General features: G+C 67.1%; 27 protein-coding genes and 1 pseudogene. 13 read left to right on the top strand and 15 right to left on the bottom strand.

Annotated elements, in window-relative coordinates; genetic code table 11:
• Nucleotide 1: 1 nt before the first annotated feature.
• Nucleotides 2-1,735 (bottom strand): ClcB-like voltage-gated chloride channel protein, encoded by a 1,734-nt coding sequence (locus tag BLA15945_RS03995; RefSeq protein WP_196486601.1) that lies wholly within the window; start codon nucleotides 1,733-1,735, stop codon nucleotides 2-4.
• Between the two features lie 103 nt (nucleotides 1,736-1,838).
• Nucleotides 1,839-2,906, bottom strand: coding sequence for a YeiH family protein (locus BLA15945_RS03990; protein WP_059234099.1), 1,068 nt, complete (start codon nucleotides 2,904-2,906; stop codon nucleotides 1,839-1,841).
• Between the two features lie 112 nt (nucleotides 2,907-3,018).
• Here BLA15945_RS03990 and BLA15945_RS03985 point away from each other — a divergent pair, with 112 nt between their 5' ends.
• From BLA15945_RS03985 to BLA15945_RS03950, 8 genes are all read left to right on the top strand, one after another.
• On the top strand, nucleotides 3,019-3,912 hold the full coding sequence (locus BLA15945_RS03985) for a LysR family transcriptional regulator (RefSeq protein WP_174991532.1): 894 nt from the start codon (nucleotides 3,019-3,021) through the stop codon (nucleotides 3,910-3,912).
• Between the two features lie 162 nt (nucleotides 3,913-4,074).
• On the top strand, nucleotides 4,075-4,839 hold the full coding sequence (locus BLA15945_RS03980) for a sugar phosphate isomerase/epimerase (RefSeq protein ID WP_174991531.1): 765 nt from the start codon (nucleotides 4,075-4,077) through the stop codon (nucleotides 4,837-4,839).
• 28 nt (nucleotides 4,840-4,867) lie between these two features.
• Nucleotides 4,868-5,860 (top strand): sugar kinase, encoded by a 993-nt coding sequence (locus tag BLA15945_RS03975; RefSeq protein ID WP_059234102.1) that lies wholly within the window; start codon nucleotides 4,868-4,870, stop codon nucleotides 5,858-5,860.
• A gap of 167 nt (nucleotides 5,861-6,027) precedes the next feature.
• On the top strand, nucleotides 6,028-7,308 hold the full coding sequence (locus BLA15945_RS03970; protein WP_059234103.1) for an MFS transporter: 1,281 nt from the start codon (nucleotides 6,028-6,030) through the stop codon (nucleotides 7,306-7,308).
• Between the two features lie 4 nt (nucleotides 7,309-7,312).
• On the top strand, nucleotides 7,313-8,278 hold the full coding sequence (locus tag BLA15945_RS03965; RefSeq protein ID WP_059236739.1) for an NAD(P)-dependent oxidoreductase: 966 nt from the start codon (nucleotides 7,313-7,315) through the stop codon (nucleotides 8,276-8,278).
• Nucleotides 8,279-8,599: 321 nt separating this feature from the next.
• Entirely contained in the window at nucleotides 8,600-9,643 is a 1,044-nt protein-coding gene (locus tag BLA15945_RS03960) for a LacI family DNA-binding transcriptional regulator (protein ID WP_059234104.1), read from the top strand.
• Nucleotides 9,644-9,697: 54 nt separating this feature from the next.
• Nucleotides 9,698-10,486 (top strand): YhfC family intramembrane metalloprotease, encoded by a 789-nt coding sequence (locus BLA15945_RS03955; RefSeq protein ID WP_059234105.1) that lies wholly within the window; start codon nucleotides 9,698-9,700, stop codon nucleotides 10,484-10,486.
• A 12-nt stretch (nucleotides 10,487-10,498) separates the two neighbouring features.
• Nucleotides 10,499-10,861, top strand: a complete 363-nt coding sequence (locus BLA15945_RS03950) for a DUF3022 domain-containing protein (RefSeq protein WP_059234106.1) — start codon at nucleotides 10,499-10,501, stop codon at nucleotides 10,859-10,861.
• A 33-nt stretch (nucleotides 10,862-10,894) separates the two neighbouring features.
• Here BLA15945_RS03950 and BLA15945_RS03945 read toward each other — a convergent pair whose 3' ends face one another.
• The gene (locus BLA15945_RS03945) at nucleotides 10,895-11,326 is read right to left on the bottom strand and encodes a PGDYG domain-containing protein (protein ID WP_174991588.1); all 432 of its coding nucleotides are present in this window, start codon (nucleotides 11,324-11,326) and stop codon (nucleotides 10,895-10,897) included.
• A 133-nt stretch (nucleotides 11,327-11,459) separates the two neighbouring features.
• Nucleotides 11,460-12,011, bottom strand: coding sequence for a Spy/CpxP family protein refolding chaperone (locus BLA15945_RS03940; RefSeq protein WP_174991530.1), 552 nt, complete (start codon nucleotides 12,009-12,011; stop codon nucleotides 11,460-11,462).
• A gap of 255 nt (nucleotides 12,012-12,266) precedes the next feature.
• Between BLA15945_RS03940 and BLA15945_RS03935 the strand changes: the two genes are divergently transcribed.
• Entirely contained in the window at nucleotides 12,267-12,731 is a 465-nt protein-coding gene (locus tag BLA15945_RS03935) for an Lrp/AsnC family transcriptional regulator (RefSeq protein WP_006481526.1), read from the top strand.
• 22 nt (nucleotides 12,732-12,753) lie between these two features.
• On the opposite strand, the gene BLA15945_RS03930 is transcribed toward BLA15945_RS03935, so the two are convergent.
• The 4 genes from BLA15945_RS03930 to BLA15945_RS03915 all read right to left on the bottom strand — a co-directional run bounded on the left by BLA15945_RS03930 (nucleotide 12,754) and on the right by BLA15945_RS03915 (nucleotide 16,146).
• The gene (locus BLA15945_RS03930; RefSeq protein WP_174991529.1) at nucleotides 12,754-14,151 is read right to left on the bottom strand and encodes a sensor histidine kinase; all 1,398 of its coding nucleotides are present in this window, start codon (nucleotides 14,149-14,151) and stop codon (nucleotides 12,754-12,756) included.
• Complete coding sequence (locus BLA15945_RS03925; RefSeq protein WP_059234110.1) at nucleotides 14,127-14,792, bottom strand: response regulator transcription factor; 666 nt, start codon at nucleotides 14,790-14,792, stop codon at nucleotides 14,127-14,129. Before BLA15945_RS03925 ends, BLA15945_RS03930 begins: the two co-directional genes overlap by 25 nt.
• Before the next feature lie 92 nt (nucleotides 14,793-14,884).
• On the bottom strand, nucleotides 14,885-15,325 hold the full coding sequence (locus tag BLA15945_RS03920) for a hypothetical protein (RefSeq protein WP_059234111.1): 441 nt from the start codon (nucleotides 15,323-15,325) through the stop codon (nucleotides 14,885-14,887).
• A gap of 38 nt (nucleotides 15,326-15,363) precedes the next feature.
• Nucleotides 15,364-16,146 carry a COG4705 family protein gene (locus tag BLA15945_RS03915; protein ID WP_174991528.1) on the bottom strand — a complete coding sequence of 261 codons (783 nt, stop codon included), beginning with the start codon at nucleotides 16,144-16,146 and terminating at the stop codon, nucleotides 15,364-15,366.
• 248 nt (nucleotides 16,147-16,394) lie between these two features.
• Here BLA15945_RS03915 and BLA15945_RS03910 point away from each other — a divergent pair, with 248 nt between their 5' ends.
• Entirely contained in the window at nucleotides 16,395-17,495 is a 1,101-nt protein-coding gene (locus BLA15945_RS03910; RefSeq protein WP_059234113.1) for a saccharopine dehydrogenase family protein, read from the top strand.
• A 103-nt stretch (nucleotides 17,496-17,598) separates the two neighbouring features.
• Here the strand turns inward: BLA15945_RS03910 and BLA15945_RS03905 are convergent, their stop codons facing one another.
• Nucleotides 17,599-18,216, bottom strand: a complete 618-nt coding sequence (locus tag BLA15945_RS03905; RefSeq protein WP_174991527.1) for an AAA family ATPase — start codon at nucleotides 18,214-18,216, stop codon at nucleotides 17,599-17,601.
• Nucleotides 18,213-18,359, bottom strand: a complete 147-nt coding sequence (cydX, locus tag BLA15945_RS03900) for a cytochrome bd-I oxidase subunit CydX (protein ID WP_174991526.1) — start codon at nucleotides 18,357-18,359, stop codon at nucleotides 18,213-18,215. The genes BLA15945_RS03905 and cydX overlap by 4 nt, the downstream gene beginning before the upstream one ends.
• Nucleotides 18,360-18,559: 200 nt before the next feature.
• On the opposite strand from cydX, the gene corA reads away from it, so the two are divergent.
• Nucleotides 18,560-19,537: a magnesium/cobalt transporter CorA gene (corA, locus tag BLA15945_RS03895; RefSeq protein WP_174991525.1), complete on the top strand. Its 978-nt coding sequence runs from the start codon at nucleotides 18,560-18,562 to the stop codon at nucleotides 19,535-19,537.
• Between the two features lie 13 nt (nucleotides 19,538-19,550).
• Here the strand turns inward: corA and BLA15945_RS03890 are convergent, their stop codons facing one another.
• Nucleotides 19,551-19,838, bottom strand: coding sequence for a YciI-like protein (locus BLA15945_RS03890; RefSeq protein ID WP_174991524.1), 288 nt, complete (start codon nucleotides 19,836-19,838; stop codon nucleotides 19,551-19,553).
• Between the two features lie 458 nt (nucleotides 19,839-20,296).
• Between BLA15945_RS03890 and BLA15945_RS03885 the strand changes: the two genes are divergently transcribed.
• Together BLA15945_RS03885 and BLA15945_RS03880 are read left to right on the top strand one after the other, a co-directional pair.
• Nucleotides 20,297-20,785 carry an aminoacyl-tRNA deacylase gene (locus BLA15945_RS03885; RefSeq protein WP_059234117.1) on the top strand — a complete coding sequence of 163 codons (489 nt, stop codon included), beginning with the start codon at nucleotides 20,297-20,299 and terminating at the stop codon, nucleotides 20,783-20,785.
• A gap of 288 nt (nucleotides 20,786-21,073) precedes the next feature.
• Nucleotides 21,074-21,565, top strand: a pseudogene (locus BLA15945_RS03880) (helix-turn-helix domain-containing protein); the annotation flags it as partial.
• A 200-nt stretch (nucleotides 21,566-21,765) separates the two neighbouring features.
• Here BLA15945_RS03880 and BLA15945_RS03875 read toward each other — a convergent pair.
• From BLA15945_RS03875 to BLA15945_RS03860, 4 genes are all read right to left on the bottom strand, one after another.
• The gene (locus BLA15945_RS03875) at nucleotides 21,766-22,482 is read right to left on the bottom strand and encodes a helix-turn-helix transcriptional regulator (RefSeq protein ID WP_155627136.1); all 717 of its coding nucleotides are present in this window, start codon (nucleotides 22,480-22,482) and stop codon (nucleotides 21,766-21,768) included.
• Nucleotides 22,483-22,671: 189 nt separating this feature from the next.
• Complete coding sequence (locus BLA15945_RS03870) at nucleotides 22,672-23,181, bottom strand: winged helix-turn-helix transcriptional regulator (RefSeq protein WP_059234135.1); 510 nt, start codon at nucleotides 23,179-23,181, stop codon at nucleotides 22,672-22,674.
• A gap of 106 nt (nucleotides 23,182-23,287) precedes the next feature.
• Nucleotides 23,288-24,604, bottom strand: a complete 1,317-nt coding sequence (gene fabF, locus BLA15945_RS03865; RefSeq protein WP_217468142.1) for a beta-ketoacyl-ACP synthase II — start codon at nucleotides 24,602-24,604, stop codon at nucleotides 23,288-23,290.
• Nucleotides 24,605-24,647: 43 nt separating this feature from the next.
• Nucleotides 24,648-25,919, bottom strand: a complete 1,272-nt coding sequence (locus BLA15945_RS03860; RefSeq protein WP_059234137.1) for an MFS transporter — start codon at nucleotides 25,917-25,919, stop codon at nucleotides 24,648-24,650.
• Nucleotides 25,920-25,931: the final 12 nt, after the last annotated feature.

The following is a 25,931-nucleotide window of genomic DNA, read 5'->3' as shown; positions in this document are numbered from 1 at the left end:
GTCAGCGCTCGCCGGTCATCCGCCGGTACGCGTCGAGCAGCGACGTCTTGTAGACGACACCCGCAAGCGTCGGCTCGGTTTCGCTTTCGATGACCGGCAGCCGTTCGCCCTGGAACGCCATGAAGCGTTCGAGCGCGGTGGCGAGCGGCATGTCGGGCGTGAGGAGCGGAAACGGCGTATGCGCGTAGTGCGCGGCCGTCTTGTCGGTCGTGTCGCGCTTGTCGAGCAGGTCCGACGTGATGTCCTTCAGCGCGACCGCACCGCGGAAGCGCCCGGCTTCGTCGGTCACGTACAGGTACTTCACCGGATATTCGAGAAACACGCGCGTCATGTCGGCAACGCTCGCCGTGAGCGGGACGACCGTCTGCGCGGGCTGGATCAGCGCGCGCATCTGCGTGGTGCGCAGCCGCAGCCGCTCCTGCGCGTCCTGGTAGTGGTGCTGCGTGATCTCGTACATCGACGTCGTGCCCGTTGCACGCGCGACGAAGTACGCGAACACGCACGACACCAGCAGCGGCAGCACGACCTGGTAGCTCAGCGTCATCTCGAAGATCATCAGGATCGCCATCAGCGGCGCCTGCGTGGCGCCCGCCATGAACGCGCCCATCCCGACGATCGCATACGCGAAATACGCGGACGTATGGCCGGGCCACACGGCTTCCATCGCGAGCCCGAACAGCGAGCCGAACACCGCGCCGACGAACAGCGTCGGCGTGAACACGCCGCCGATCGCACCCGAGCCGACCGTGGCGGAGGTTGCGATCACCTTGAACACGAGCACTGCGACCAGCGCCTGCCAGGTCCACGGCGAATGCAGGATCTGGTTCACGACGCTGTAGCCGTTGCCCCATACGTCCGGGGTCCACACCGAGATCACGCCGACGACGAGGCCGCCGAGCGCGAGCCGCACGGGCAACGGCACCGGCAGCCGCTTGAACTGGTTCTTCGACGCATCGAGCAGGTGCAGGAACTGCGGCGCGAGCACGCCGCACAGCGCGCCGAGCACGACGAACAGCAGGACTTCGGGGCCCGTGACGGCCGGAAACACCGGCATCTCGTACGGCGGCCGGTAGCCGGCGAATTCGCGCATCACGATGTTCGCGACGACCGACGCGACGACCATCGGCCCGAAGCTTTCCATCGCGATCGTGCCGAGCACGATTTCCGACACGAAGAACGCGCCGGCGATCGGCGCGTTGTAAGCGGACGTGATGCCGGCAGCGGCGCCGCAGGCGACCAGCAGGCGCAGGCGCGGCGGGTCGAAGTGCACGAAGCGGCCGACGAGCGACGCGGCGAGCGCCGCGAGCTGCACCATCGGGCCTTCGCGGCCGATCGAGCCGCCGCTGCCGATCGTCAGCAGCGACGACACGCTGCGCCACAGGCTCTGCCGCACGGGCACGACGCCGTTGCCGAGCGCGACCGATTCCATGTAGTCGGTCTTGGCGGCCTGCTTGTCGCCGCGGGTCGCCAGCAGCAGCACGCAGCCGGCGAGGAAGCCGCCTGCCGCCGGCATCCAGAACCGCACGTACCACGGCAGGCTCTTGGCCATCTGCACGAAGCTGCCGCTGTGCCCCGAGATCAGGTGCTGCATCAGGTCGATGCCTTCGCGGAACGCCATCGTGGCAAAGGCGCCGCCGACGCCGACGATGGCCGACCAGATCAGCATCGTATGGGCGTCCGACAGGCGGAACAGCTTTTGGGCGCGTGTGCGCAGCTTCAGCAGGAACGAGAGCACGGCTGAAAGAGGGCGATGGAAAACGACGCGAAGCATAGCACTGCGCCGCGCCCGCGGGACCATCCCGTCGGGCGCGGCGCGCGAAGTGTCACGGGCGGGCAACTCAGCCAAGCCAGTGCTGCACGGCCCAGGTGATCCCGTAGCCGCCGGCGATCAGCCACACGTACAGGATCAGGCCGGTCATCAGCGCACGCGGGCCGGCGGCGCGGATCTGCGCGACGCGCGTCTCGATGCCGAGCGCGGTCATGGCCATCGTCAGCGCGAAGGTGTCGAGCACGTTTAGCGTATGCGTGACGTCCGCCGGCAGCACGTTCAGCGAATTGACGATCACGAAGCCGAGGAAACCGAGCGCGAACCAGGGTACCGCCACCTTGCGCTTGCCTTGCGCGCCGCCGGCCGTTGCCCGCGCCGAGCGGGCGAGCCACCAGCCGAGCACCAGCAGCACCGGGACCAGCAGCATCACGCGGGTCATCTTCACGATCGTCGCGACGTGTGCGACCTGCGGGCTGATGTCGCTCGCCGCGCCGACCACCTGCGCGACCTCGTGGATCGTGCCGCCGAAGAACAGGCCGAGACCGGCCGGATCGAGGTTCAGCAGCCCGGCGTGATACGCGATCGGGTACAGGAACATCGACAGCGTGCCGAACAGCACGACGCTGCCCACGGCCATCGCGCTCTGGTGCGGCTTCGACTGCAGCGTCGATTCGAACGCGAGCACGGCGGCCGCGCCGCAGATCGCGCTGCCGGCGGCGGTCAGCAATGCGGCGTCGCGGTCGAGCTTCATCAGCTTCATGCCGGCCCAGGTGCCGATCACGAGCGTGCTGACGACGACCAGCACCGACACCGTGAGGCCCGGCAGCCCGACCTGCGCGATTTCCTGCAGGCTCACGCGCAACCCGAAGAACGCGACCGCGATGCGCAGCAGCTTGCGCGCGGAGAAGTTGACGCCGGCCGCCCAGCTGGCCGGCATGCCGTCGCGCAGCGCGTTGCCGTACAGCGCGCCGGCGACGATGCCGACGATCAGCGGCGACAGGCCGAGCCCCGCGATCGCGGGAAGCTGGGACAAGCTCGTGACGGCGGCGGCGAACAGCGCGACGAACAGCACGCCGTTCAACTGGCCGCGCACCGACGGCGCGGCATGGCTGAGATGGGGAGTCGGAGCAGTGGACATGGAAGCACCGTGATGGAGCGTGTTGCGATGGTGTAATCCTAATTTCGTTATATCGATATGAAAAATTGTGATTTGTGACGTAAACTATCCGGAAAGCCGATAATTTATCCCCATGACCCCGGATCAACTGATAACGTTCGCCGCCGTCGCCGAACATCTGAACATCAGCCACGCCGCCGTGGCGCTGCATCTGTCGCAGCCGGCCGTGTCGGGCCAGTTGCGGCTGCTGCAGGACGAATTCGGCGAGCCGCTGTACCAGCGCGACGGCCGCGGCATCCGCCTGACGCCGGTCGGCGAGCAGCTCGCGCAGTACGCGAAGGCGCAGCGCGACACGTTCGCGCAGGCGCGTGCGTTTCGCGACGCGGTGCGGGGCCTCGAGGCCGGCACGCTGCGCATCGGCGCGAGCACGACGCCTGCGAGCTACCTGCTGCCGTACCTGATCGCGGCATTCCAGCCGCTTGCGCCGCGCGTGACGATCCAGACGATGAGCGGCAATACGGCCGACGTGGTGGCCGCGCTGCCGTCGCTCGACATCGCGCTGATCGAGGGGCCGCCCGGCGAGGCGCTGCCGCCCGGCACGGCCGTCCATGCGTGGCACGAGGACGAGATCGTCGCGATCGTGCCGGCCGGCCATCCGCTGGCCGCGTCCGGCTACGACGCGGGCGTGACGCTCGACGCGCTCGCCGCGCACCCGCTCGTGCTGCGCGAGGCGGGCTCCGCCGTGCGGCAGCTCGTCGAGCGCGCGTTCGCGCATGGCGGCGCGCCGATGCGAGTCGCGTTCGAGATTGCCGGCGTCGAGGCCGTGAAGGAGGCCGTGCGCGCCGGGATGGGCGTCGGGTTCGTGTCCGCGATGTCGCTGCGTCACCAGGATGCGGCGCTCGTGCTGCGCTCGCTCGCGCCGGCGCCGCTCACGCGGCATTTCTCCATACTTGTGCCGCACGGCGGCGCACCGTCGCGGGTCGCCGCGCAGTTCCTCGACATGAGTCTCGCGCAGGACCTCGCGTAGGCGGCCGAAAACCGGCCCGGGAACGCGAGTTGCACGCCGTCGTGCGCGCGTTCGCGTGAGGTCCGGTCTTAGGGATTTCCTCTATGGCGTGGCCCAGACGCGAAGCGCACCATCCGTCTCAAGCAAATGGAACCGGTTCCATTCCGGTATAAAAAGGGCAAAATGGCAGACATCGTGATCGTGGCGAGCGCATTCGGGATGGACCGCGTGCGTCAGGAGGGCCACAGCGCATTCGTCGCGACCGTGGCGGCATCCGGCGCGGCCGGTTTCGAGGTGCGGCGCGAACTGTTCGCGTCGGACGACGACGCGGCGCCCGGCGCGCTGGCCGCGCTCGGCGCGCAGATCGACGGCCACAAGCTGTGGTCGGTCTATTCGACACCGGCCACGCTGTATACGGAAACGGGTGCGCTGGATGCCGGCGCATTGCGCGACGCGCTCGCGGAAGCCGACGCGCTCGGCGCGCGCTTCGTGAAATTCCAGCTCGGCGGCTTCGCCGGCGATGCGCACGCAGCCGACATCGTCGCGCTGTCGCGCGGTGCGAAGGCCCGCGTGGTGGTCGAGAACGGCCAGTTGCAGGTTGGCGGCGCGTTCGCGCAGTTCCGCGGGCTGTTCACTGCACTGGCGGAAGCGGGCATGCCCGACGCGCTCGGCATGACGTTCGACATTGGCAACTGGCAGTGGCCCGGTGAAGCACCGCTTGATTGCGCGCAGGTGCTCGCGCCGCATGTGGAATACATTCATTGCAAGGCCGTCGAGGGCGAGGGCGCGCGTCGTTTCGCCGCCGCGCCGGCGCCGGATGATGCGCTCGTGACCGGCGTGCTCGCGGCGCTGCCGCAGCATGCGCCGCGCGGCATCGAATTTCCGTTCGACGCGGCCGACCTGGCAGGCGATGCCTGCCGGCGTGTCGCGTGGCTCGCGACCGCGTGACGGCGGCAGGATCCGAAGGAGTTCATTCATGAAAGCAGCACTCGATGTCGTGACCTACGGTGAAGCGATGGCGATGTTCGTCGCGACCGAGCCGGGCCATCTCGCGCACGCGGGGCAATTCACGAAGCGGATCGCGGGCGCCGACCTGAACGTCGCGATCGGCCTGTCGCGGCTCGGCTTCCGGGTCGGCTGGATGAGCCGCGTGGGCCGCGATTCGTTCGGCGGCTACGTGCTCGACACGCTGGCGCGCGAAGGGATCGACGCGTCGTGCGTGACCGTCGATCCGCGTTACCCGACCGGTTTCCAGCTGAAGTCGCGCAACGACGACGGCAGCGATCCGACCGTCGAATATTTCCGCAAGGGCTCGGCCGCGAGCCACCTGTCGTGCGACGACTACGTGGCCGACTACGTGCTCGGCGCGCGCCATCTGCACTTGACGGGCGTCGCACCGGCGATCTCCGCGACCTCGTGCGAGCTGGCGTTCCAGCTGGCGCGCGAGATGCGCGCGGCCGGCAAGACGATCTCGTTCGACCCGAACCTGCGCCCGACGCTGTGGCCGTCCGCCGACGTGATGGCGAAGACGTTGAACGCGCTCGCGACGCTCGCCGACTGGGTGCTGCCGGGCCTCGCCGAAGGGCGGCAGCTGACCGGACACGACACGCCGGCCGACATCGCGGGCTTCTATCTCGCGCAGGGCGCACGCGGCGTCGTGATCAAGCTCGGCGCGGAGGGCGCCTATTACCGCACGGCCGACGGCCGCGAAGGCACGGTTGCGGGCGAGCGTGTCGGGCGTGTCGTCGACACGGTCGGCGCCGGCGACGGCTTCGCGGTCGGCGTGGTCAGCGCGCTGCTGGAAGGGCGGAGCATCGAGCAAGCCGTCGCGCGCGGGAACCGGATCGGGGCGCTCGCGATCCAGGTGATCGGCGATTCGGAAGGATTGCCGACGCGCGAAGCCCTCGACCGACTCGAAAATGTCAGCAATCGCATCGATCGCTTAGAGGAAATCGTCACCGCGCAATGAGAGGCCGAACACGGCACAATCCGCGGATTCATTTTGTGCACGACGCACAATGGTTTTGTTCGAGGCCGGGCCGGCGCCAAAGCGTCATCTCCGGTCGACACCCCTAAAGGATGGGACCGGAGCGGGCGCCAGCGCGCCGATGCCGGTCGACATACGGAGACACGCTCATGGCAGCCAATCTCGCAGCCCGACGCTGGTGGACGATCATGCCGATCGTTTTCATCACGTACAGCCTCGCTTACCTCGACCGCGCGAACTACGGGTTCGCGGCGGCGGCCGGCATCAACCAGGACCTCGGCATCAGCAAGGGCCTGTCGTCGCTGATCGGCGCGCTGTTCTTCCTCGGTTACTTCTTCTTCCAGATCCCCGGCGCGATCTACGCGGAACGCCGCAGCGTGAAGAAGCTCGTGTTCGTCAGCCTGATCCTGTGGGGCGGCTGCGCGGCGCTCACGGGCGTGGTCAGCAACATCCCGTCGCTGATGGCAATCCGCTTCGTGCTCGGCATCGTCGAGGCGGCCGTGATGCCGGCGATGCTGATCTACATCAGCAACTGGTTCACGAAGAACGAGCGCTCGCGCGCGAACACGTTCCTGATCCTCGGCAACCCGGTCACCGTGCTGTGGATGTCGATCGTGTCGGGCTATCTCGTGCATGAATTCGGCTGGCGCCACATGTTCATCGCCGAAGGCGTGCCGGCCGTCATCTGGGCCGTGTGCTGGTGGTTCCTCGTGCAGGACAAGCCGGCCGACTCGCCGTGGCTCACCGCGCAGGAAAAGCGCGACCTCGACGCCGCGCTCGCGGCCGAGCAGGCAGCGATCAAGCCGGTGCGCAACTATGGCGAAGCGTTCCGCTCGCCGGCCGTGATCAAGCTGTGCGCGCAGTATTTCTGCTGGAGCATCGGCGTGTACGGCTTCGTGCTGTGGCTGCCGTCGATCGTCAAGAACGGTTCCGACCTCGGGATGGTCGCGACCGGCTGGCTGTCCGCGCTGCCGTATCTCGCGGCGACGATCGCGATGCTCGCCGCATCGTGGGCGTCCGACAAGGTCGGCTCGCGCCGCGGTTTCGTGTGGCCGTTCCTGCTGATCGGCGCGGGCGCGTTCGCCGCATCGTACGCGCTCGGCTCGTCGCATTTCTGGATCTCGTATGCGCTGCTGGTCGTCGCGGGCGCCGCGATGTATGCGCCGTACGGCCCGTTCTTCGCGATCGTGCCGGAACTGCTGCCGAAGAACGTCGCCGGCGGCGCAATGGCGCTGATCAACAGCATGGGCGCGCTCGGCTCGTTCGTCGGTTCGTACTTCGTCGGCTACCTGAACGGTGCGACCGGGTCGCCCGTCGCATCGTATGCGTTCATGAGCGCCGCGCTCGTCGCCGCAGTGATCCTCACGCTGTCCGTCAAACCCCAGGCGCGCGATGCGCATCCGCTCGCCGCGCCGCTGCAAGGAAAATGAAACGATGAAGCCCCGTATCGTCGCGTACAAGCCGCTGCCCGATGACGTTCTCGCGTATCTGCGCGAGCATGCGGACGTCGTGCAGGCCGATGGCGCCGACGCACTTGCCGCTGCACTCGGCGACGCGGACGGCGCGATCGGCGCGAGCCTGAAGGTCACGCCGCAGATGCTCGACCGCGCACCGCGGCTGAAGGCGTGGTCGACGATCTCGGTCGGCTACGACAACTTCGACGTCGCCGATTTCACGCGGCGCGGCATCGTGCTCGCGCATACACCGGACGTGCTGACCGAGTCGACCGCCGATACGGTGTTTTCGCTGATCCTGGCGTCCGCGCGGCGCGTGGTCGAACTGGCCGAGTGGGTGAAGGCCGGGAACTGGCATCGCAGCATCGGCCCCGACCTGTACGGCACCGACGTGCAGGGCAAGACGCTCGGCATCGTCGGGCTCGGGCGGATCGGCGGCGCGGTCGCGCGCCGTGCCGCGCTCGGCTTCCGGATGCAGGTGCTGTACGCGAACCGCTCCGCGCATGCGGAAGCCGAGACGCAGTACGGCGCGCGGCGCGTGACGCTCGACGAACTGCTCGCGCAATCCGATTTCGTGTGCCTGCAGGTGCCGCTGTCGCCGCAGACGCACCACCTGATCGGCGCGCCCGAATTCGAGAAGATGAAGCGCAGCGCGATCCTGATCAACGCATCGCGCGGGCCGGTCGTCGACGAAGCCGCGCTGGTCGACGCGCTGCGTGCGGGCACGATCCGCGGCGCGGGACTCGACGTGTTCGAGAAGGAACCGCTGCCGGCGGATTCGCCGCTGCTGCAGATGAAGAACGTCGTCGCACTGCCGCATATCGGCTCGGCGACGCACGAGACGCGCCACGCGATGGCGCGTTGCGCCGCGGAAAACCTGGTCGGCGCGCTGGCCGGCAGGTTGCGCACGAATCTCGTCAATCCGGACGCGCTGGCGCACGCCTGAGCGGCCCCCGGCATCCGGCCGGCGCGGTTAGAGTCGATGATCTTGGTGCGGGAGGGCTGGCTGCGTTATGATCGCCCGCTCTCGTCGCATCGACGGCCCGGCTACACTGCCGGTGGCGTCGGGCGGCGGGGATCCGCGCCAGGTCCGGGCGGCCGACTGCCGATGCACGCGACTGGCGGGCGCTGATCGACCGCGAAGCACGGGACCAGCGCAGGCGCAGAAGCGCTCAGACAGGGGAGGCCGCCGGATGGCTTACGTTTCCAACAACAAAGGTCCGTCTGCTCACGAAGCGGCGCGGATCGTACGTCGCGAGGCACGACAGTGACCGATTCGCAACCTTCCACGACGCGTCCGGCGACGATCAGCGACGTCGCGCGCGAGGCCGGCACGGGCAAGACCAGTGTTTCGCGCTACCTGAACGGCGAGACGCATGTGCTGTCCATCGATCTGCGCCAGCGCATCGAGGCGGCGATCGCACGGCTCAACTACCGGCCGAACCAGATGGCGCGCGGGCTCAAGCGCGGTCGCAACCGGCTGCTCGGCATGCTCGCAGCCGACCTGACCAATCCTTACACCGTCGAAGTGCTGCAGGGCGTCGAGGCCGCGTGCCATGCGCTCGGCTACATGCCGCTCATCTGCCACGCGGCGAACGAGGTCGAGATGGAGCGCCGCTTCCTGCAGCTGCTCACGACCTACCGTGTCGAAGGGCTGATCGTCAACGCGCTCGGCGCCGAGGAAGACGTGCTGCGCCCGCTGCGCGGTGCGGGGATCCCGGCCGTGCTCGTCGACCGGACGGTCGAGGGCTTCGAGGCCGACCTGATCGGGCTCGACAACGCCGACGCAATCGAGATGGCGCTCGAGCACCTGATCGAACACGGGTTCGACGCGATCCATTTCGTCGTGCAGCCGTTCGAGCGCATCAGCTCGCGGCGCGTACGCGAGGCCGCGTTCCGCGCGGCGCTGGATGCGCGCGGGCTGCCGGTGCCGCCGACGGTCGTGCTCGACCTGAACGAACCCGATGCGGCGGCCGCCGCGCTTGCCGACATCGACACCCGCATCGACGATGCGGCGCGACGTGGCGTACGTGCGGCGCTGTTCGCCGCGAATGCGCCGGTCGCGCTCTCGATCGCACGCCACTTGCGCGCGCGTTTCGGCGCCGCCTGGCAGCAGAAGGCAGCGCTGCTGTCGATCGACGATCCGGAGTGGGCCGAGCTGATCGGTATCACGACGATCCGTCAGCCGACCTACGAAATCGGCTACAAGGCCGTCGAATTCGTGCACGAGCGGATCGACGGCGCGGCGGGCGACGTGCGCGTCGCGATGCTGCCCGGCGAACTGTGTGCGCGCGCGTCGACCGCAAGCTGAGTATCATTCGGGGCACGCAGCGCGTCAGGTGCGCTGCCCCGAACAAGGAAATACATGACTGTCGCTCCCGTCACGCTGGCGCTGCTGATTGCCGCCACGCTGATCATCGCGCTGCTGCCGCTCGTCCTCTACCGCATCCTGCGCAAGCCGCTTGCGCTCAACCGCCGCGACACGATCGTCGGCGTCGCCGTCTTCACGCTGTTCGCGATGATCGCCGAGCGCGCGTTCCACGGGCTCGTGCTGAGTCACACGCCGGAGGACGGCTGGCTGACGCAGCCGCTCGCGTTCGTCGCGTACGGCGCGCTCGCCACCGCCGTGTTCGAGGAAATCGGCCGCTATCTCGGGATGCGCTTCCTGAACCGCCGCTATGGCGAATCGGCTGGCGACGGTCGCGGGATCGGCTACGGGATCGGTCACGCCGGGGCCGAGGCGTGGTTCGTCGGCGTGCTCGTGTGGGGGCAGTGGTCGTATCTCGCATGGCTCGCGAGCCGTGGCCAGCTCGAGACGCAGCTGTCCGACCTGCCGGTCGACACCGTGGTGCGGCTGCACATGATGCTCGCGACGCTGTCGGCACAGTCGATCCTGCTGTTGCTGCTCGAACGCTGCGCGGCGTTCGCGGTGCAGCTCGCGCTGTCGGTGCTGGTCTGGCGCGGCGTGCGCGCCGGCCGGATGGCCGTGTTGCCGCTTGCGATCGTGCTGCATGCGCTCGCGGCGACGCCGACGCTGCTGTACCAGGTGCGCGTGCTGCCGGCCGCGTGGGTCGAGGCCGCGTATTTCGTGCTGGCCGCGGTCCTGGCCGTCGTGCTGGTGAAGACGTGCCGGCCGTCGCGTGCGGCGGCCTGACGGGGGAGCGGAATGGACGACTATCTGATCGAATGCCAGAGCGCGGAATTCGACGCGCTCGCGCGCGTGATCTGCGATCTCTTTCCGGAGCAGACACGCTTCGCCGAAATCAGCGATGCGCGCGGGCGCTGCCTGTCCGTACACTGGCTCGCGATGCGTTTCGGCGCGACGCCGAAGCGGATGACGCTCGCGATCCGCATCGTGCCGGCGGCATTCGCGCGCTATCTGGCGCTCAAGCCGATGCAGCGCGCGCGCAGTCACGCGGTGCTGCATGCGTATACGGAAGCGATGCTCGGGTCGCTCGAGGAGCGGCACGCGGCCGGCGAGGCCGTCGAACGTGACGCGGAACTCGAACTCGACGAAGACTTTGCGTGAGGACGGGCGCCGGCAGCGTGCCGGCGCGGCCGATTACGCGTCGCGGTAGACCTGCGCGAAGCGCTGCGCCTGCACGACGCCGTAGTCGCCAGGCGCGTACTGCATGACCCAGTCGCCGGCGACGCCGCGCAGCGTGTCGCCGTTTTCCGAGCGGGCGATCGTAAACGGTTCGTCCATCCGGCGGGCCAGCACGACGGCCGGCCGGTTCCGGTAGGCGCCCGGCGCGCCGTGGGCGAGCGCCGGATCGGCGGGCAGGTATTTGGTGTCGAAGCGCGCGCGCGACACGACCCAACGGTCGCCGGTCGAGCCGGTGATCAAGGCGTCGCCCGCCACATAGCGGTTCGGGCCTTCGAGGCTCATCAGTTCGCCGTCGGCCTCCGCGAAGGAAACAGCGACGGTTTCGTCCTTGACGACGCGACGGGCCTGCGGATCGGTGCGCAGATCGAGTTGCTTGAGTTCGAGCATGGCGGGGAAGGGCGGGAAAGCGGGAAAAGCCGGGAGCTTATCCCGAATTCGGCGCGCCGTGTGGCGCGCCGATCGCCGGCAGAGGCGCGGCGCCGTCAGGCCCGGGCGGGCCACGGCGCCGGCGGGGAGGGCGTCAGGGTTGCGCGGGTGCGCTCGCGGCCGGCGCGGCGGCCGCCTTGCCTTCCTTGCCCTTCGCCTTGCCCTTGCCGCGGTGCTCGCCGCCGTGGTGCAGCCAGCTGCGGAACGTCGTGTCGGCCAGCGCCTTCTGCTCGGCCGGGAAGCTCTCGTAGAGCGGTGCGAAGGCGTCGGCGAGCTTCTTCGCGCCGTCGGCGTTCGCCTGCGACAGTTCCGCATACTGCTTCATGTCGTCGAGCGCGGAGACGTCGTGCTTGGCCATCCGTTCGCTGTAGAGGCGGCCCATCGTTTCGCCGTTGTCGCGCATCGTATCGGCGAACGTCTTCCATTGCGGTTCCTGCGCCGACGTGATCTTCAACTGGTCGTGCAGGTACTTGATGCGCTGCTCGATACGCGCTTCGTGGCGTGCCGCGCGCTGCTCGGCGCTCGGGGCCGACGCCGCGGCCGTCATGGCCGGGGCCTGGGCGGGCGCTTGCGGCTGGGCCGGGGTTTGCGCGAACGCGCTGGCTGCAACGGCGAGCGTAGCGAGGGTGAGCGAGATTTTCTTCATGGTTGGCTCTCCGGGGTGGTGTCGTGCGAGCGGGCGCGGCGGCCATTGCCGCAAGCACGCATCTCGCGTCGCACGCTATTAGTAGCACGTTGCGTGCAGCGCAGCAGTGAATGCGACACTTGCTTACATCCGATACGAATCGAAATTGAAAGGTTCGGACCGGATTCCGGCGATGCCGTTTGGGCGTGCCGGTGTTCGGCGCTATCATCGCGTCACCTTCCACTCAGCCGGCGCATCGCGCGTCGGCACAGCCTCATGCGTCCACCCCGCCTCGACCAACTCGACGATCTCGACCGGCAACTCGTCGCGCTGCTGCAAGCCGATGCGCGCGCCAGCGTCGCGGATCTCGCGCGCCAGCTCGACGTCGCGCGCACGACGGTCGTTGCGCGCATCGCGCGGCTCGAACGCACCAACGTGATCGCGGGGTACAGCGTCCGGCTCGGGCAGGACGTGCTCGATGCGAGCATTTACGCGTACGTCGGCATCATCCTCACGCCGAAGTTCGGCAAGGACGTATTGCGCAAGCTGGACCGGATGCCGGAAGTGCAGCTGCTGTGCGCGGTGAGCGGCGAGTACGACTACGTCGCGTGGCTGCGCGCCGATTCGCCCGAAAGGCTCAACGACCTGCTCGACCAGATCGGCACGCTCGAAGGCGTCGAGCGCACGACGACGTCGATCATCCTGTCGCGCAAGATCGATCGCGGGACGATCGGCGGCTGACGCCTGGTGCGTGCGTAGCGGGTCAATCGGTTGTCGGCCCGGTCGCGGGGCTGCGCTGCGCTGCGTTTGACGGGCGCACGAGCGGAATCCGCACCGACACGCGCAACCCGAGCGAGGCCCGCTCGTCCGCATACGCGAGCGTGACGTCGGCGCCCATCCGGTCCGCGAGGATCTTCACGATCGACAGGCCGAGCCCCGAACCGATCTGCACGTTGCCGGGCACGCGATAGAACGGATCGAACACGCGCTCGCGTTCCTGCGGGGCGATGCCCGGCCCGCTATCGACGACCGACACGCAGGCATGCGTGTCCGTGGCTTGCGTCCACAGGTCCACGCGACCGCCGGCCGGTGTGTAGCGGATCGCGTTGTCGACCAGATTCATGACCAGCGACGCGAGTTCGAGCTCGTCGACGGGCACGCAGGTATCCGGACCGTCCTCGACGCCGATGTCGATCGCTTTCGCCTCGGCGAGCGGCATCAGGTCTTCCAGCACACGGCGATAGACCGCATGTACCGACACGGCGCCGGGCGCGGCGGCCGGCGTGCTTTGCGCACGTGCGAGCGCGAGGAGCTGCCCGATCAGGTGGCGGCTGCGGTCGAGCCCGCCGCGCAGGGCGGCGAGCCGTGCACGCGCATCGTCCGGCAGGTCGGTGCCGGCCAGGCGCTCGGCCTGCAGCGACATCGCGGTGAGCGGCGAACGTAGCTCGTGTGCGGCATCGGCGACGAAGCGGCGCTGTGCGTCGACCGATTGTGCGACGCGCGCAAGCATCCGGTTGATCGCGACGACGAAAGGCCGCACCTCGACCGGCACGTGCTCGGCCGGCACCGGGCGCAGGTCGTGTTCGTCGCGCGCGTCGATCCCGGCCGACAGCATGGCGACCGGACGGAACAGCTTGCGCACGAGATCGGCGACGAGCAGCAGCAGGATCGGCACGAGGATCAGCAGCGGCAGCGCGGTGCGCCACGCGCTCTCGCGCGCGACGTCGTCGCGCATGCCGGCCTCCTGCGCGACTGCGATGCGCTCGCCGTTCGCGAACGTACGGACCATCACGCGATAGGCGCTGCCGCCGGCATCGACCGTGTGCAGCCCGTCGGCGAGCGTCGGCGGCAGCGCGAGCGTCGGCCCGCCGTCGGTGCGCGGTTGCGGACCGCCGCCGAGCGGCTGCACGATCACGCGCGACAGCTCGTCGCTTTCTCGCGCGGGGCCGGTGTCTGCTGCACGCGGCGCAGGCGCACGCTGGCGATCGAGCAGCGTCGCGACCTCGCGCAGCACGTCGTCCTGCAATTCGTGCGCTTCGTCGAATGCCGATGAAAACGCGAACGCGGCCGCGACCGTGGCGACGACGAGGATCGCGGCCGACAGCGCGACCGACAGGCGAAACCCGATCGATTCGTTCAGGCGTTTCTTGAAACCATCCATCCCGCCCCCCTGACGTTCTTGATCACGGTGCTGCCGAGCTTGCGGCGCAGCGAATGGATCAGGAATTCGACCGCGTTGCTTTCGACTTCCTCTCCCCAGCCGTACAGGCGATCCTCGAGCTCGCGCCGCGACAGGATCGCGCCGGGGCGTACCAGCAGCGCACGCAACAGCGAGAACTCGCGGTTCGACAGTGCAACCGGCGCATGCCCGTCGACGGTCGCTTCGCGCGTCGCGGGGTCGAGCGACACGATTCCGTTGCTCAGCAGCGGCGCGGCCGAGCCGGCCCGGCGCCGGATCGCGACGCGAATCCGCGCGAGCAGCTCGGCCATGTCGAACGGTTTCACGATGTAATCGTCGGCGCCGCCGTCGAGGCCGCGCAGACGATCGTCGAGCCCGTCGCGCGCGGTGACGATGAGCAGTGGCGTGCCGGCGTCCTTCGCGCGGATGCCGGCCAGCACGTCGAGCCCGTCGCGGCCGGGCAGGCCGAGGTCGAGCAGGACCAGGTCGTAGGGCTGCGCGGCGAACGCGGTCAGCGCGCGCCCGCCGTCGGTGACCCAGTCGGTGGCGTACGACGCGTCCTTCAGCGCGGCATGGACTGCCTCGCCGATCATCGGGTCGTCCTCGACCAGCAGTATTCGCATGCGTGTTCTCCGTGCCGCGCAATCGCCGCCAGCGTATGCGATTCCCGGGCGCGCGTCACGTGCGGCGCGCCCGGCGCATCGCCGGTCTGCGCTTACTGGCTGCCGAATCGGTCGAATGCCGCGAGCAGGTTCTTCATCGCGGCGGCCGAATCGGCCTGGGTCGGATGGTCGGCGCGCAGCGCGGCGAGCGCCCGGTCGATCTCCTGGTCGACCATGTGCCAGTCGGCGGCCGCGCGCGGCTTGAGGCCGGCCTCGGCCGAATCCCACGCGATCTCCAGATCCTTGATGCGCGTTTTCGCGCCGGGCAGGTCGCCCTTGCCGACGAGCGTGTTCACGTCGGCGGCGATCGTGCGGAACTGCGACAGGTCGCCGAGTTTCGATGCGCGGGGCGCCGCGGACGACGAGGCGGCCGTCGAAGGCGCCGGGGTCGATGCGTTCGCATCCTGCTGTTTCGAGCAGCCGGCGGCGGCGCCGAGCACGGCAATCGCTGCCGCGGCCATGACGAGACGGGAAACGGAATTCGGAATGGGCATGGGATGTCCTCGATGCGATGAACGGAAGGAAAAGGGCGTCATTCGGCGGCGCCGGCGCGCGTCTGCGCGCTGCTGCCGAATTGCGCGACGGCGACGAGCAGCACGATCACGGTCAGGAACAACAGGCTCGTCCACGCGGCGCCGAAGCCGAGCCCGCCATAGGCGCGGGCCTGCGTGAGCAAATCGCCGAGCGACGCGCCGAACGGGCGCGTCAGGATGTACGCGATCCAGAACGCCAGCACCGCGTTGACGCCGAACCGCCACATCGCGAACACGGCCGCGATCGACGCGCCGAAGGCCAGTGCGCCGAGCGTGAAGCCGAGCCCGAGCGCCTCGGTCGCGAGATCGCCGGCGGCGGTGCCCAGCGCGAACGTGCAGAGGATCGCAGCCCAGTAGAACAGCTCGCGCCGCGGCGTGACGATCGTGTCGATCGACAGCGTGCCTTCGACGCGATGCCATACGAAGAAGATCGCGGCGAGCGCGACGGCAAACGCGGCGGTGCTCGCATACAGGCTGACGTTCAGGCCGTCGGTGAGCAGGTCGGTGATCTGCGTGCCGACGATGCTGACCAGCACCACCGTGAGCCAGTAGATCCACGGCACGTAGCGGCGCGTGCGCAACTGCAGCCACAGCGCGATCGCGAGCAGCGACGCCATCGCGACGCGCGTGACGGTCTGGCCGAGGCCCGCGTTGACCGCGAGAAAGTCCGCGCCGGTTTCGCCGACCGTGGTCGACATGATCTTGATGATCCAGAACGACAGCGCGACGTCGGGCACCTTGTTCAGCCAGTGCGACGCGCGATGGACGGGCAGGGATTGCATGCGATGCCTCCTTGGAAATCGGGTGATCGGCATGCAGTCTGAATCGCGAAACTTAGGCCAGCCATAGCGGGCCGGCCGCGGGTGAAAACACGTCGTTTCGACGTTTCGACGAAATATGTCGTCGTTACGTCGAAATTATCGGTCGTTTCGCATCATTCTTCGTCTTGGAACTGATTTTGCGCGTCTCTAAACTGTGTTCATGGCTCAACGCCGTTCACAACACCAACCCATCATCAGGAGATAAGCGCATGAAAATCGCCATCGTCGGCGCAGGTCTGATCGGCCACACCATTGCTCACATGCTGCGTGAAACGGGCGACTACGAAGTCGTCGCGTTCGACCGCGATGCGGATGCGCTCGCGAAGCTGTCGCGCGAAGGCATTGCGACGCAACGAGTCGATTCGGCCGACGCGAATGCGATTCGCGAAGCAGTGAAGGGCTTCGATGCGCTCGTCAACGCGCTGCCTTACTACCTCGCGGTTAATGTCGCCGCCGCTGCGAAGGCTGCCGGCGTGCACTACTTCGACCTGACCGAAGACGTGCGTGCGACGCACGCGATCCGCGAACTGGCCGACGGCTCGGATCGCGCGTTCATGCCGCAGTGCGGCCTCGCGCCGGGCTTCATCGGCCTCGCCGCGCACGAACTCGTGAACGGCTTCACTGAAGTGCGTGACGTGAAGATGCGCGTCGGCGCGCTGCCCGAGTACCCGACCAACGCGCTGAAGTACAACCTGACGTGGAGCGTCGACGGCCTGATCAACGAATACTGCCAGCCGTGCGAAGCGATCCGCGACGGCCGCAAGCAGTGGGTGCAGCCGCTCGAAGGCCTCGAGCACTTCTCGCTCGACGGCACCGAATACGAAGCGTTCAACACGTCGGGCGGCCTCGGCACCCTGTGCGAGACGCTGTCGGGCAAAGTCGAGACGCTCGACTACAAGTCGGTGCGCTACCCGGGCCACCGCGACCTCGTCCAGTTCCTGCTGGAAGACCTGCGTCTGTCGACCGACCGCGACACGCTGAAGTCGATCATGCGCCGCGCGGTGCCGTCGACCAAGCAGGACGTCGTGCTCGTGTTCATCACGGTGACGGGCGTGAAGGACGGCCAGCTGGTGCAGGACGTGTTCACGCGCAAGATCTTCGCGAAGGACGTGTGCGGGATGCACATGAGCGCGATCCAGATCACGACGGCCGGCGCGATGTGCGCGGTGCTGGATCTGTTCCGCGAGAAGAAGCTGCCGCAGAGCGGTTTCATCCCGCAGGAAAAGGTGTCGCTGAAGGCGTTCCTGTCGAACCGCTTCGGCAAGCTGTACGAAGGCGGCACGATGGAGCGCGTGCACGCGGTCGCCTGACCATTCGCCAGCCTCGGGCACGAGGGCCGTACGACGCCGGGAGCGCAGCAGCGCTTCCGGCGTTGTTTTTTGGGGGAAGCGGGAAGGGCGCCGGGCGGCGCGCTCAGGCCGGTAGCGGCGGGACCATCGTCGCGGGTTGCGCAGGCGGCGCGATGCGGCACAGCAGCGCATCGATGTCCGCGTCGGATGGTGCCGTGTTGTCGAACATCACGATGCCGTCGCATTCGTGGCCGGTCGGCACGAAGCGGCGCTGCCGGTATTCGTCCCAGTGCGCGAGCTTGTACGCATCGTTCGGATTGCCGCGCGCGACGATCCGCTGGTGCGCGACGTCTTCCGACGTGTGGACCCAGACGACCGTCAGCGTGACATCGGGCGCGATGCCGAGCCACGTGCGATCGAGGATGCGCCGGTCGCGCACTTCGCGCGACAGCGGGCCGACGACGATCGCGCCGATGCCGAGCGCGAGATTTTCACGGGCCGTGTCGAGCAGGCCGTGGTATTCGGGATCGCGCAGGTGTTTCAGGTAGAGCGGGCTGTCGCGATCGTTCGGGTCTTCCGTGAGCGCGCCCATCGCGGCCGAACTGTAGCGGCCGTATAGCGTGTCCTTGTCGAGCAGGCAGAGCGCTTCGCCCGTTGCACGCATGAGCGGCCCGATGAGCCGCTTCGCGAGCGTGGTCTTGCCGGTGCCGGCGTGACCGCAGAAGAACACCAGATGCGTCACGAATGCGTGCTCCCCGACCCCTGGCTCGACGCGCCATTGCGCTTGTCGCCGCGCGAGAACACTTCCGCTTCGAGCCACATCGCGTTGATGATGCCGAAGCCGAGTGCCACGCCGATGCCGAGTATCCACGAGAAATACCACATAGGTCTGTCTCCTTGACGGTTGGGCCGCATGGCCGTTGCGCGTCGCACTACGCGGGTCCGGCGGGCCTGTCGAAGTACCCCGGTGTGCGTGCTGCGGCGCACGCAGCCCGATCATGACCAATATCGGCGTGCCGTGCAAGCCGGGCCGTCCGCGCAGCAAACCGGTAAACTGATGCGCAAACCGCAACATCACGGACAACATGCTGATCAACTGTGCTGCTTACCAGGACGGCCGCAAGCTGGCCGACATCGATATCGACGCCATCAGCGATTACGTGTCGAAGCCCGAGTGCTTCGTGTGGGTCGCGCTGAAGGATCCGACGCCCGACGAAATCGACCTGATGGGCGAGGAGTTCGGGCTGCACGAGCTCGCGCTCGAGGATGCCCGCAAGGGGCATCAGCGGCCGAAGATCGAGGAATACGGCGATTCGCTGTTCGCGGTACTGCATACGGTCGAACTCGACGAGGAAGGCGAATTCAAGGTCGGCGAACTGAACGTGTTCGTCGGCCCGAATTACGTGCTGTCGATCCGCAACCATACCGAGCAGGATTTCCGCGAGGTGCGCAAGCGTTGCGAGCGCGAGCCGCATCTGCTGCAGGAGGGGGCGGCGTTCGTGTTCTATGCGCTGATGGACCAGGTCGTCGACCGCTATTTTCCGATCCTCGAAACGCTCGGCGCCGAGCTGGAAGAACTCGAGGACCGCATCTTCGCGAAGGCGACGCCCGCGTCGTCGCGCGCGGTCATCGAGGATCTCTATTCGCTGAAACGCCGGCTCGTGCTGCTGTACCAGCACACGGCGCCGCTGATGGAGCCGCTCGCGAAGCTCACGGGCGGGCGCGTGCCGCAGGTCTGCAGCGGAATGGCCGCTTACTTCCGCGACGTATACGACCATCTGCAGCGGATCGTGAAGACGATCGAAGGGCGCCGCGAGATGGTCGTCACGGCGATCCAGGTCAACCTCGGGATGATTTCGCTGGCCGAGAGCGAAGTGACGAAGCGGCTCGGTTCGTTCGCCGCGTTATTCGCGATACCGACGATGATCGCCGGCATCTACGGGATGAACTTTGCGAACATGCCCGAACTGCACCTGAAATACGGCTTCTACGGCTGCATCGCGGTGATGGTCGTCGCCGACTTCGCGCTGTGGTGGCGTTTCAAGCGGGCAGGGTGGCTGTAGGCGTGCTGCGCGCCTAGCGCGGCGCGTGCTTGCCGATCACGACGCGCCACGGCCGTACGCGCCACGATTTCACGAGGCCGTTCTGCACGTATGGATCGGCGCGCGCGAACGACTCGGCCGCTTCAGGCGAATCGCCTTCGAACACGAGCACGGCCTGATCGGCCGGATCCGTCAGCGCGCCGGCGAGCACGAGTTCGCCGCGCTCGGTCGCGGCTTGCGCGAGCGCGAGATGCTGCGCACGGAACGGTTCGCGCCGCGACAGGTAATCGTCGACGAGTTCGTAGATCAACTGGTAATGCATGGTGGCTCCAGAAGTCGGGTGCCGCCGCGGGATGACGGGCGGCCGGCTCAGTATAGGTCACCGGGCAAGCCCTTGGCGGTGCGGTTTGGCGACACGCCGGCCGACGTCTGCACGTCGGCCTTTTTTGCGGATGCCAGGCTGGTATCGTCCTGCTGGCTTCCTTAAAATGCAACTAACGGTCTAGTGCTTCGGCATCCGCCTATTGATGGGCGCATACGCGCGCGAGCCTGCGAAGCGTCCATTCGTCTACAGGAAAAGAGGGTCTGCCAGGCGTATTCCGGGCCCGGATTTCACATGCCGAAGGGCGAGGGCGGCCGGACAGGGTGAAGACCGGAACCGGCTGCCGGGCCGCCCGGACGGACGTTACGCGAGGGCGTTTCCATTGGCCGGAATGCGACCTATGCTGAACGAATCCGGAGCGAACTCCGTTCGCCCGATTCGCCCAGACGAGGTGTGCCATGCCAGTATCAGCCACCCTGCAGGATTGCCTGCGCCAGAAGTCATCGCGGTACGAAGTCGTGTACCACCCCTATAGCCATACGAGCATGGAGACGGCCGCCGCGGCGCACATTCCCGGCGATCGCCTCGCGAAAACCGTGCTCCTCGAAGACGACGAGGGCTACGTCGCCGCCGTTTTGCCGACGACGCACGCCGTGCGCCTGTCGGATCTCTGGGTGAAGACGGGACGCCATCTCGTGCTCGCCCGGGAGGTCGAGTTGCGCGAGTTGTTCAAGGATTGCGACATGGGTGCGCTGCCGCCGGTCTGCATGGCGTACGGGATGAAGACGTTCCTCGAGGAACGCCTCGCGCAACAGCCGGAAGTCTATTTCGAGGCCGGCGACCACGAAGCGCTGATCCACATGATGCAGGACGAATTCCTGATGCTGATGGAGACGGCCGAGCGCGCGCATTTCTCGCACAAGATGCAAGGGATGATGTTGTCCTGATGCGGGCGGTTCGTGGTGACCGGTTGGAGATTGCGGCGATCAGGGGGATCGTCGGGGGTGGTTCGTGTCCGTGAAAGGGATGGCTGCGGACGGCCGGTGAGGTGCGATTCGGGCGTTGTCCGGCGGTGATTTCAGGGCTGTCACCGGGTAAATTTCATATTTGACATAATCATAATTATCGATAGTTTTGGTGTAGGTCCCAAGTTCAGATGTCGCGTTTCCGCTAAATAAAAATGTCGTGTTTTGGCTTGTAGGTTGATCGCCAACACCCCTCAGGGAGCGCCGGCGATGAACGCGACTGGGACGATCACCATGACGATGCGTGAAGTGGATCGGCTGAAGGTCATTGAGGCAGTGGCCGAGCGCCGGCTCAAGCCCGGTCAGGCAGCCGACCGGCTGAGTTTGAGCGTGCGGCAAGTTGAGCGCCTCGTGTTGCGCTATCGCGCAGCCGACGTGGCCGGATTGGTGTCAGGCAAGCGTGGTCGCCCGAGCAACCATCAACTGCTTGAGGATCTGGCTCATCGCGCCCTGAGTCTGATTCGTGAGCGCTACGCCGATTTTGGCCCGACGCTGGCCTGCGAGAAGCTCTGGGAATGCCACGGGCTGCAGTTGTCGAAGGAAACGGTCAGGAAGCTGATGACGGACGCTGGGCTCTGGATTCCGCGCCGGCAACGACCGCCCAAGGTCTATCAGCCACGAGCACGCCGGGCCTGCCTGGGCGAATTGATCCAGATCGATGGCAGCGACCATCGGTGGTTCGAGGAGCGGCCTGTACGCTGCTGGCGTACGTTGACGGCCCTGCAGATTCGCCGGCTGGTCGGCCGGTTGTATGCGCACGGCCAGGCGGGATTGACGTGGGGACACCGGGCGAAGCCCGGTAACCGCTATCTGAATCAAGGGACCGTCGACCGATCACGGTTCCGTTTCCGGAAGCCAGGTTGACGGAGCGATCAGACCCAACGCAACGGCTGGCGTGCTTGTCACACGCACAACAGCCCGAGGGAAATGGCCTTCGTCACCGCGTGACGACGGCCCTTGGCATTGAGCTTCCGAACGACATTGCCGATGTGAAAATTCACGGTTCGTTCCGTGATGCCGAGAATCTCGCCGATCTCCCAGCTCGTCTTGCCTGCGGAACACCACTGCAGGCATTGGCGTTCGCGCGAACTCATGCCGGACATCCGCGTCGCGCCCTGCCCTTTGGTCTCGCGCGCGATCATGGTGACCTTTTCCTCGATATACGCGCAAAGCAGACTGAGTTTCGCGGTCTGCCCGAGGTCGTGCGCAGGGATGCCCTCGGAGCCGTCGGAGGCGACGCTCAGCACGCCGATGTCACCCCGGTGGCCGCGCACCGGCAGGCTCAGGCCATGAACGAGACCGAAGCGACGGGCCTCCGCTTCGAGGCACCGCTGCTCGCCGGAACTGTACATCGCGCGCTCCCATCGCAGCGGCAGCGAGGACATGCGTGCATGAGCGAGGATCGGGTCGATGTTCGCGTAGCGACGCTCGGCGTAGACATCCTGCCAGGCCGGACAGTTCGAGATGATGTGATTGACGCCCGTCTCGCCGGCGGACGCGGACGAGACAACCGCATAGATATAAGTTTGGTATCCGGCCTCGCGGCAGAAACTTCCCACGTGGGCCCCGAGCTCCTCCATCGTCTGCGATTGAAGGATAGGCATGAATTCGTCTACCAATTCAAACTCCGTATTGACTCTTCACTGATATCGAACGTAAGCACGCATCAAGTCGGACCTGCCGAAGTACACGACACCATCGGAAACGCCACGCTCGCCCGCCGACAAACGGCGACCGCCCGGGTCGATCCGGTATTTCCTGGCCGGTACTCGGGACGAGTCCGGCTTGTTCCAACGGTACGAGAGCGGTCAGCTGCCCGAGGCACTTTCGCGCAGCTCACGCACCTGCTCGACACGTTCATGCACGGCGGCCGATGCGACCGGCCCTGCCCTGAGCAAGACGCGATCCACGGTAATCGGCTGCAGGTCATTCCTGTCGACGACCACGGATTCAAGCACCCGGCCGCTCTCGCGGTCGATCTGCTGAACCGCGACACCGTCGTTGACGAGGTATTTGCTTCCCCAGTCGAACAGCACGACCAGCAGCGGAAACAGGTCGATGCCCATCTGCGTCAGCACGTACTCGTAACGCGTAGGTCGCGTCATGTAGCGCCGGCGCTCCAGCAGGCCTTGATCGACCAGGCGTTTCAATCTGCGCGTCAGCGTATTGGTGGCAATCCCGACACTGCGCTGGAATTCGTCGAAGCGTGTACACCCCTGTAACGCATCCCGCAGGATCAGGAGCGTCCACGATTCGCCGATGCAGTCGAGTGCGCGCGCGGTCGGGCACTCCATCGATTTAAAGCTGGTCGTTCTCATGGCGTGAAGGCTATCATTGAGACTTCTAATATGCAAGTGACTATCTGGACGGACGCCCTGTGATGTCAAGGGCGTGCCGGATGGGCGTATCCGGCACGCCTCGGGATCAGGCGTCCGCCGGCGGCGGCCCGAATATCAGCGCGGCGTTCGTTCCGCCGAACCCGAAGGAATTCGACAGTGCGTAACGCACCGGCCGCGGCTTGCTGCGGTTCGGCACGAGATCGAGGCCGTCGCATTCGGGCGCCACGCGATCGAGGTTGATCGTCGGCGGTGCGACCTGGTCGCGGAGCGCCAGCAGCGCGAACACCGCTTCGACGCTGCCGGCGGCGCCGAGCAGGTGCCCGGTCGACGCCTTGGTGGCGGACACCGACGCACCACCGAACAGATGCTCGCCGAACACGCGTTTCAACGCGGCGATCTCGGCCAGGTCGCCGGCGGGCGTCGAGGTCGAATGCGCATTGATGTAGTCGATGGCGTCCGGCTCAATGCGTGCGCGCTTGAGGGCGGCAAGCATCGCGCGGGCCGCGCCGTCGCCGTCATCCGGCGGAGCGACGATGTGATAAGCGTCGCCCGACATGCCGTAGCCGATCACTTCCGCGTAGATTCGCGCGCCGCGCGCGAGCGCATGCCCGTATTCCTCGAGGACGACCATGCCGCTGCCCTCACCCATCACGAAGCCGTCGCGGTCGGCATCCCACGGCCGCGACGCACGCTCCGGCGTGTCGTTGAACCCCGTGGACAGCGCTTTCGCAGCGGCAAAACCGGCGATCCCCACCTCACATACTGCGGCCTCCGCGCCCCCCGCGATCATCACGTCCGCGTCGTCGAGCGCGATCAGGCGCGCCGCATCGCCGATCGCGTGGGCGCCGGACGCGCATGCGGTGACCGTCGCGTGCGTCGGGCCGCGAAAACCGTACTTGATCGAAATCTGGCCGGCGGCCAGATTGATCAGGTTCGACGGAATGAAGAACGGCGACAGCCGCTTGCCGGGCGCGCGTTCGAGTTGTCGCGATCCCGCCTCGATCCCCGGCAGGCCGCCGATACCCGCGCCGACCATGACGCCGGTGCGATTCTGCAATTCCCGGTCGGCCGGATGCCATTGCGCGTCGTCGATCGCTTCCGTGGCGGCCGCGATTGCATAGACGATGAACGGATCCATTTTCTTGACCTCCTTCGCCTCGACCCATTCGGTCGCGTCGAAGCCGCCGTCGCGCGCGCTGCCCGCGGGAACTACCCCGGCGATCTTGCAAGGCAGATGCGACGTGTCGAAGCGATCGATGGTCGTGATGCCGCTGCGACCGTCGAGCAGGTTCCGCCACGTGTGTTCGACACCGACGCCGAGCGGAGTCACGAGGCCGAGCCCCGTCACGACGACGCGCCGCAATCCGAGCGGATGAGGCAGTTGGGGAGTGTTGGCATTCATTGAATTCTCCAGTGGGTTCGCGGTGAATGACCTTGACGGGGGTTCATCGACTGACCTCGAGTTCGACCGCCTGGTTGCAGAAGCGCCCGCCCAGCGCGCACGCCGCCACGAGCACCAGCGCGGACGCCGCGACCGGGAGGACGATCGAATGCGGCTGCAGCAGCGAGGTCACGATCGGGGCGACGCCCCAGGCGAGCGCATTGATCGACGACACGACGCCCAGCACCTGCCCCTGATCGTCGGCGGCAGCGCGGTTCGATGCGATGCTGAGCAGCGTGACATAGGAATTGGATACGGCGAGCGCGAGCAGCGGCACGGCCGCCCAGAGGCTGGCGGGGGCGTCGACCATCACCACCAGTGCGATCAGGACCGGTTGCGCCATCAGGCTGCCCATCAGGTTCTGTTTCGGGGAAAACGCCTTCGCCAGTGCGGGAATGATGAACATCAGCGACACGGCGAAGCATGCCGAGTAGAACGACAGCAACATGGCTTCCCAGAACGCGTCGAATCCATACCGCAACAGGGAAAAGGCGGACATGTAGTTGAAGAAGATGTAGTAACCGGTCAGAAACACCGCCAGGATGATGAGCGGCGGACGGAGCGCCGGCGATGCCGCATTCGCGAGGATGCGCCGCCATGCACCGGTGCGTCGCGCGCGCGCGGCGCCGTCGTGTACGCGACGATCGGAGAAGAAGGCGGTCACGAAGGCGAGCGTGAGCGCTGCCAGGGCCGCGCCGATGACGAACGGCAACGCGAGGCCGAACGCGCCGCCGCCCGCGCCGGAAAACGCACCGCCGATGACCGGCCCGATCGCAAATCCCACGCCGTTCGCCGCCGTGATCATGCTCAGGTTGCCCGCCTTCCTGTCGGGCGCGCTGATGTCGATGACGGCCGCCTGCGCCACCGGCAAGCTTGCGGCGGTCAGGCCGCAGATGGCGCGGCCGATCAGCACCCACCACAGACTGCCGGCGTACACGCCGGCTGCGGTGCCGAGCATGCCGAGCGCGTTGCCGCCCAGGCACAGCAGCAACACGCGTTTGCGGCCGTACCGATCGGACATGTCGCCGAGCAACGGCGACGCGGCGAACATGGCCAGCGGATAGAGCGCCAGCACGATGCCGTAGATCTGATAGCGCGTGGCCTCGCTGACCGACGCGGCAAACAGGCCGGTTTCGTTGTTGAGCAGCATCGGCGTCAGCGCGGGGAACACGATGCCGATGCCGGCCGCATCGACAAAGATGGTCAGAAAGAGCGAAGCAATGGCAAGTTTGGATGTCTTCATGGTCAGAGTGCGGACGGACGAGGAGCCGTCCATCCGGGTTCAGGG

The organism is Burkholderia arboris (genome assembly GCF_902499125.1).
In the GTDB taxonomy this organism is placed as follows: Bacteria; Pseudomonadota; Gammaproteobacteria; order Burkholderiales; family Burkholderiaceae; genus Burkholderia; species Burkholderia arboris.
This window is presented reverse-complemented; position numbering and strand designations above follow the sequence as displayed.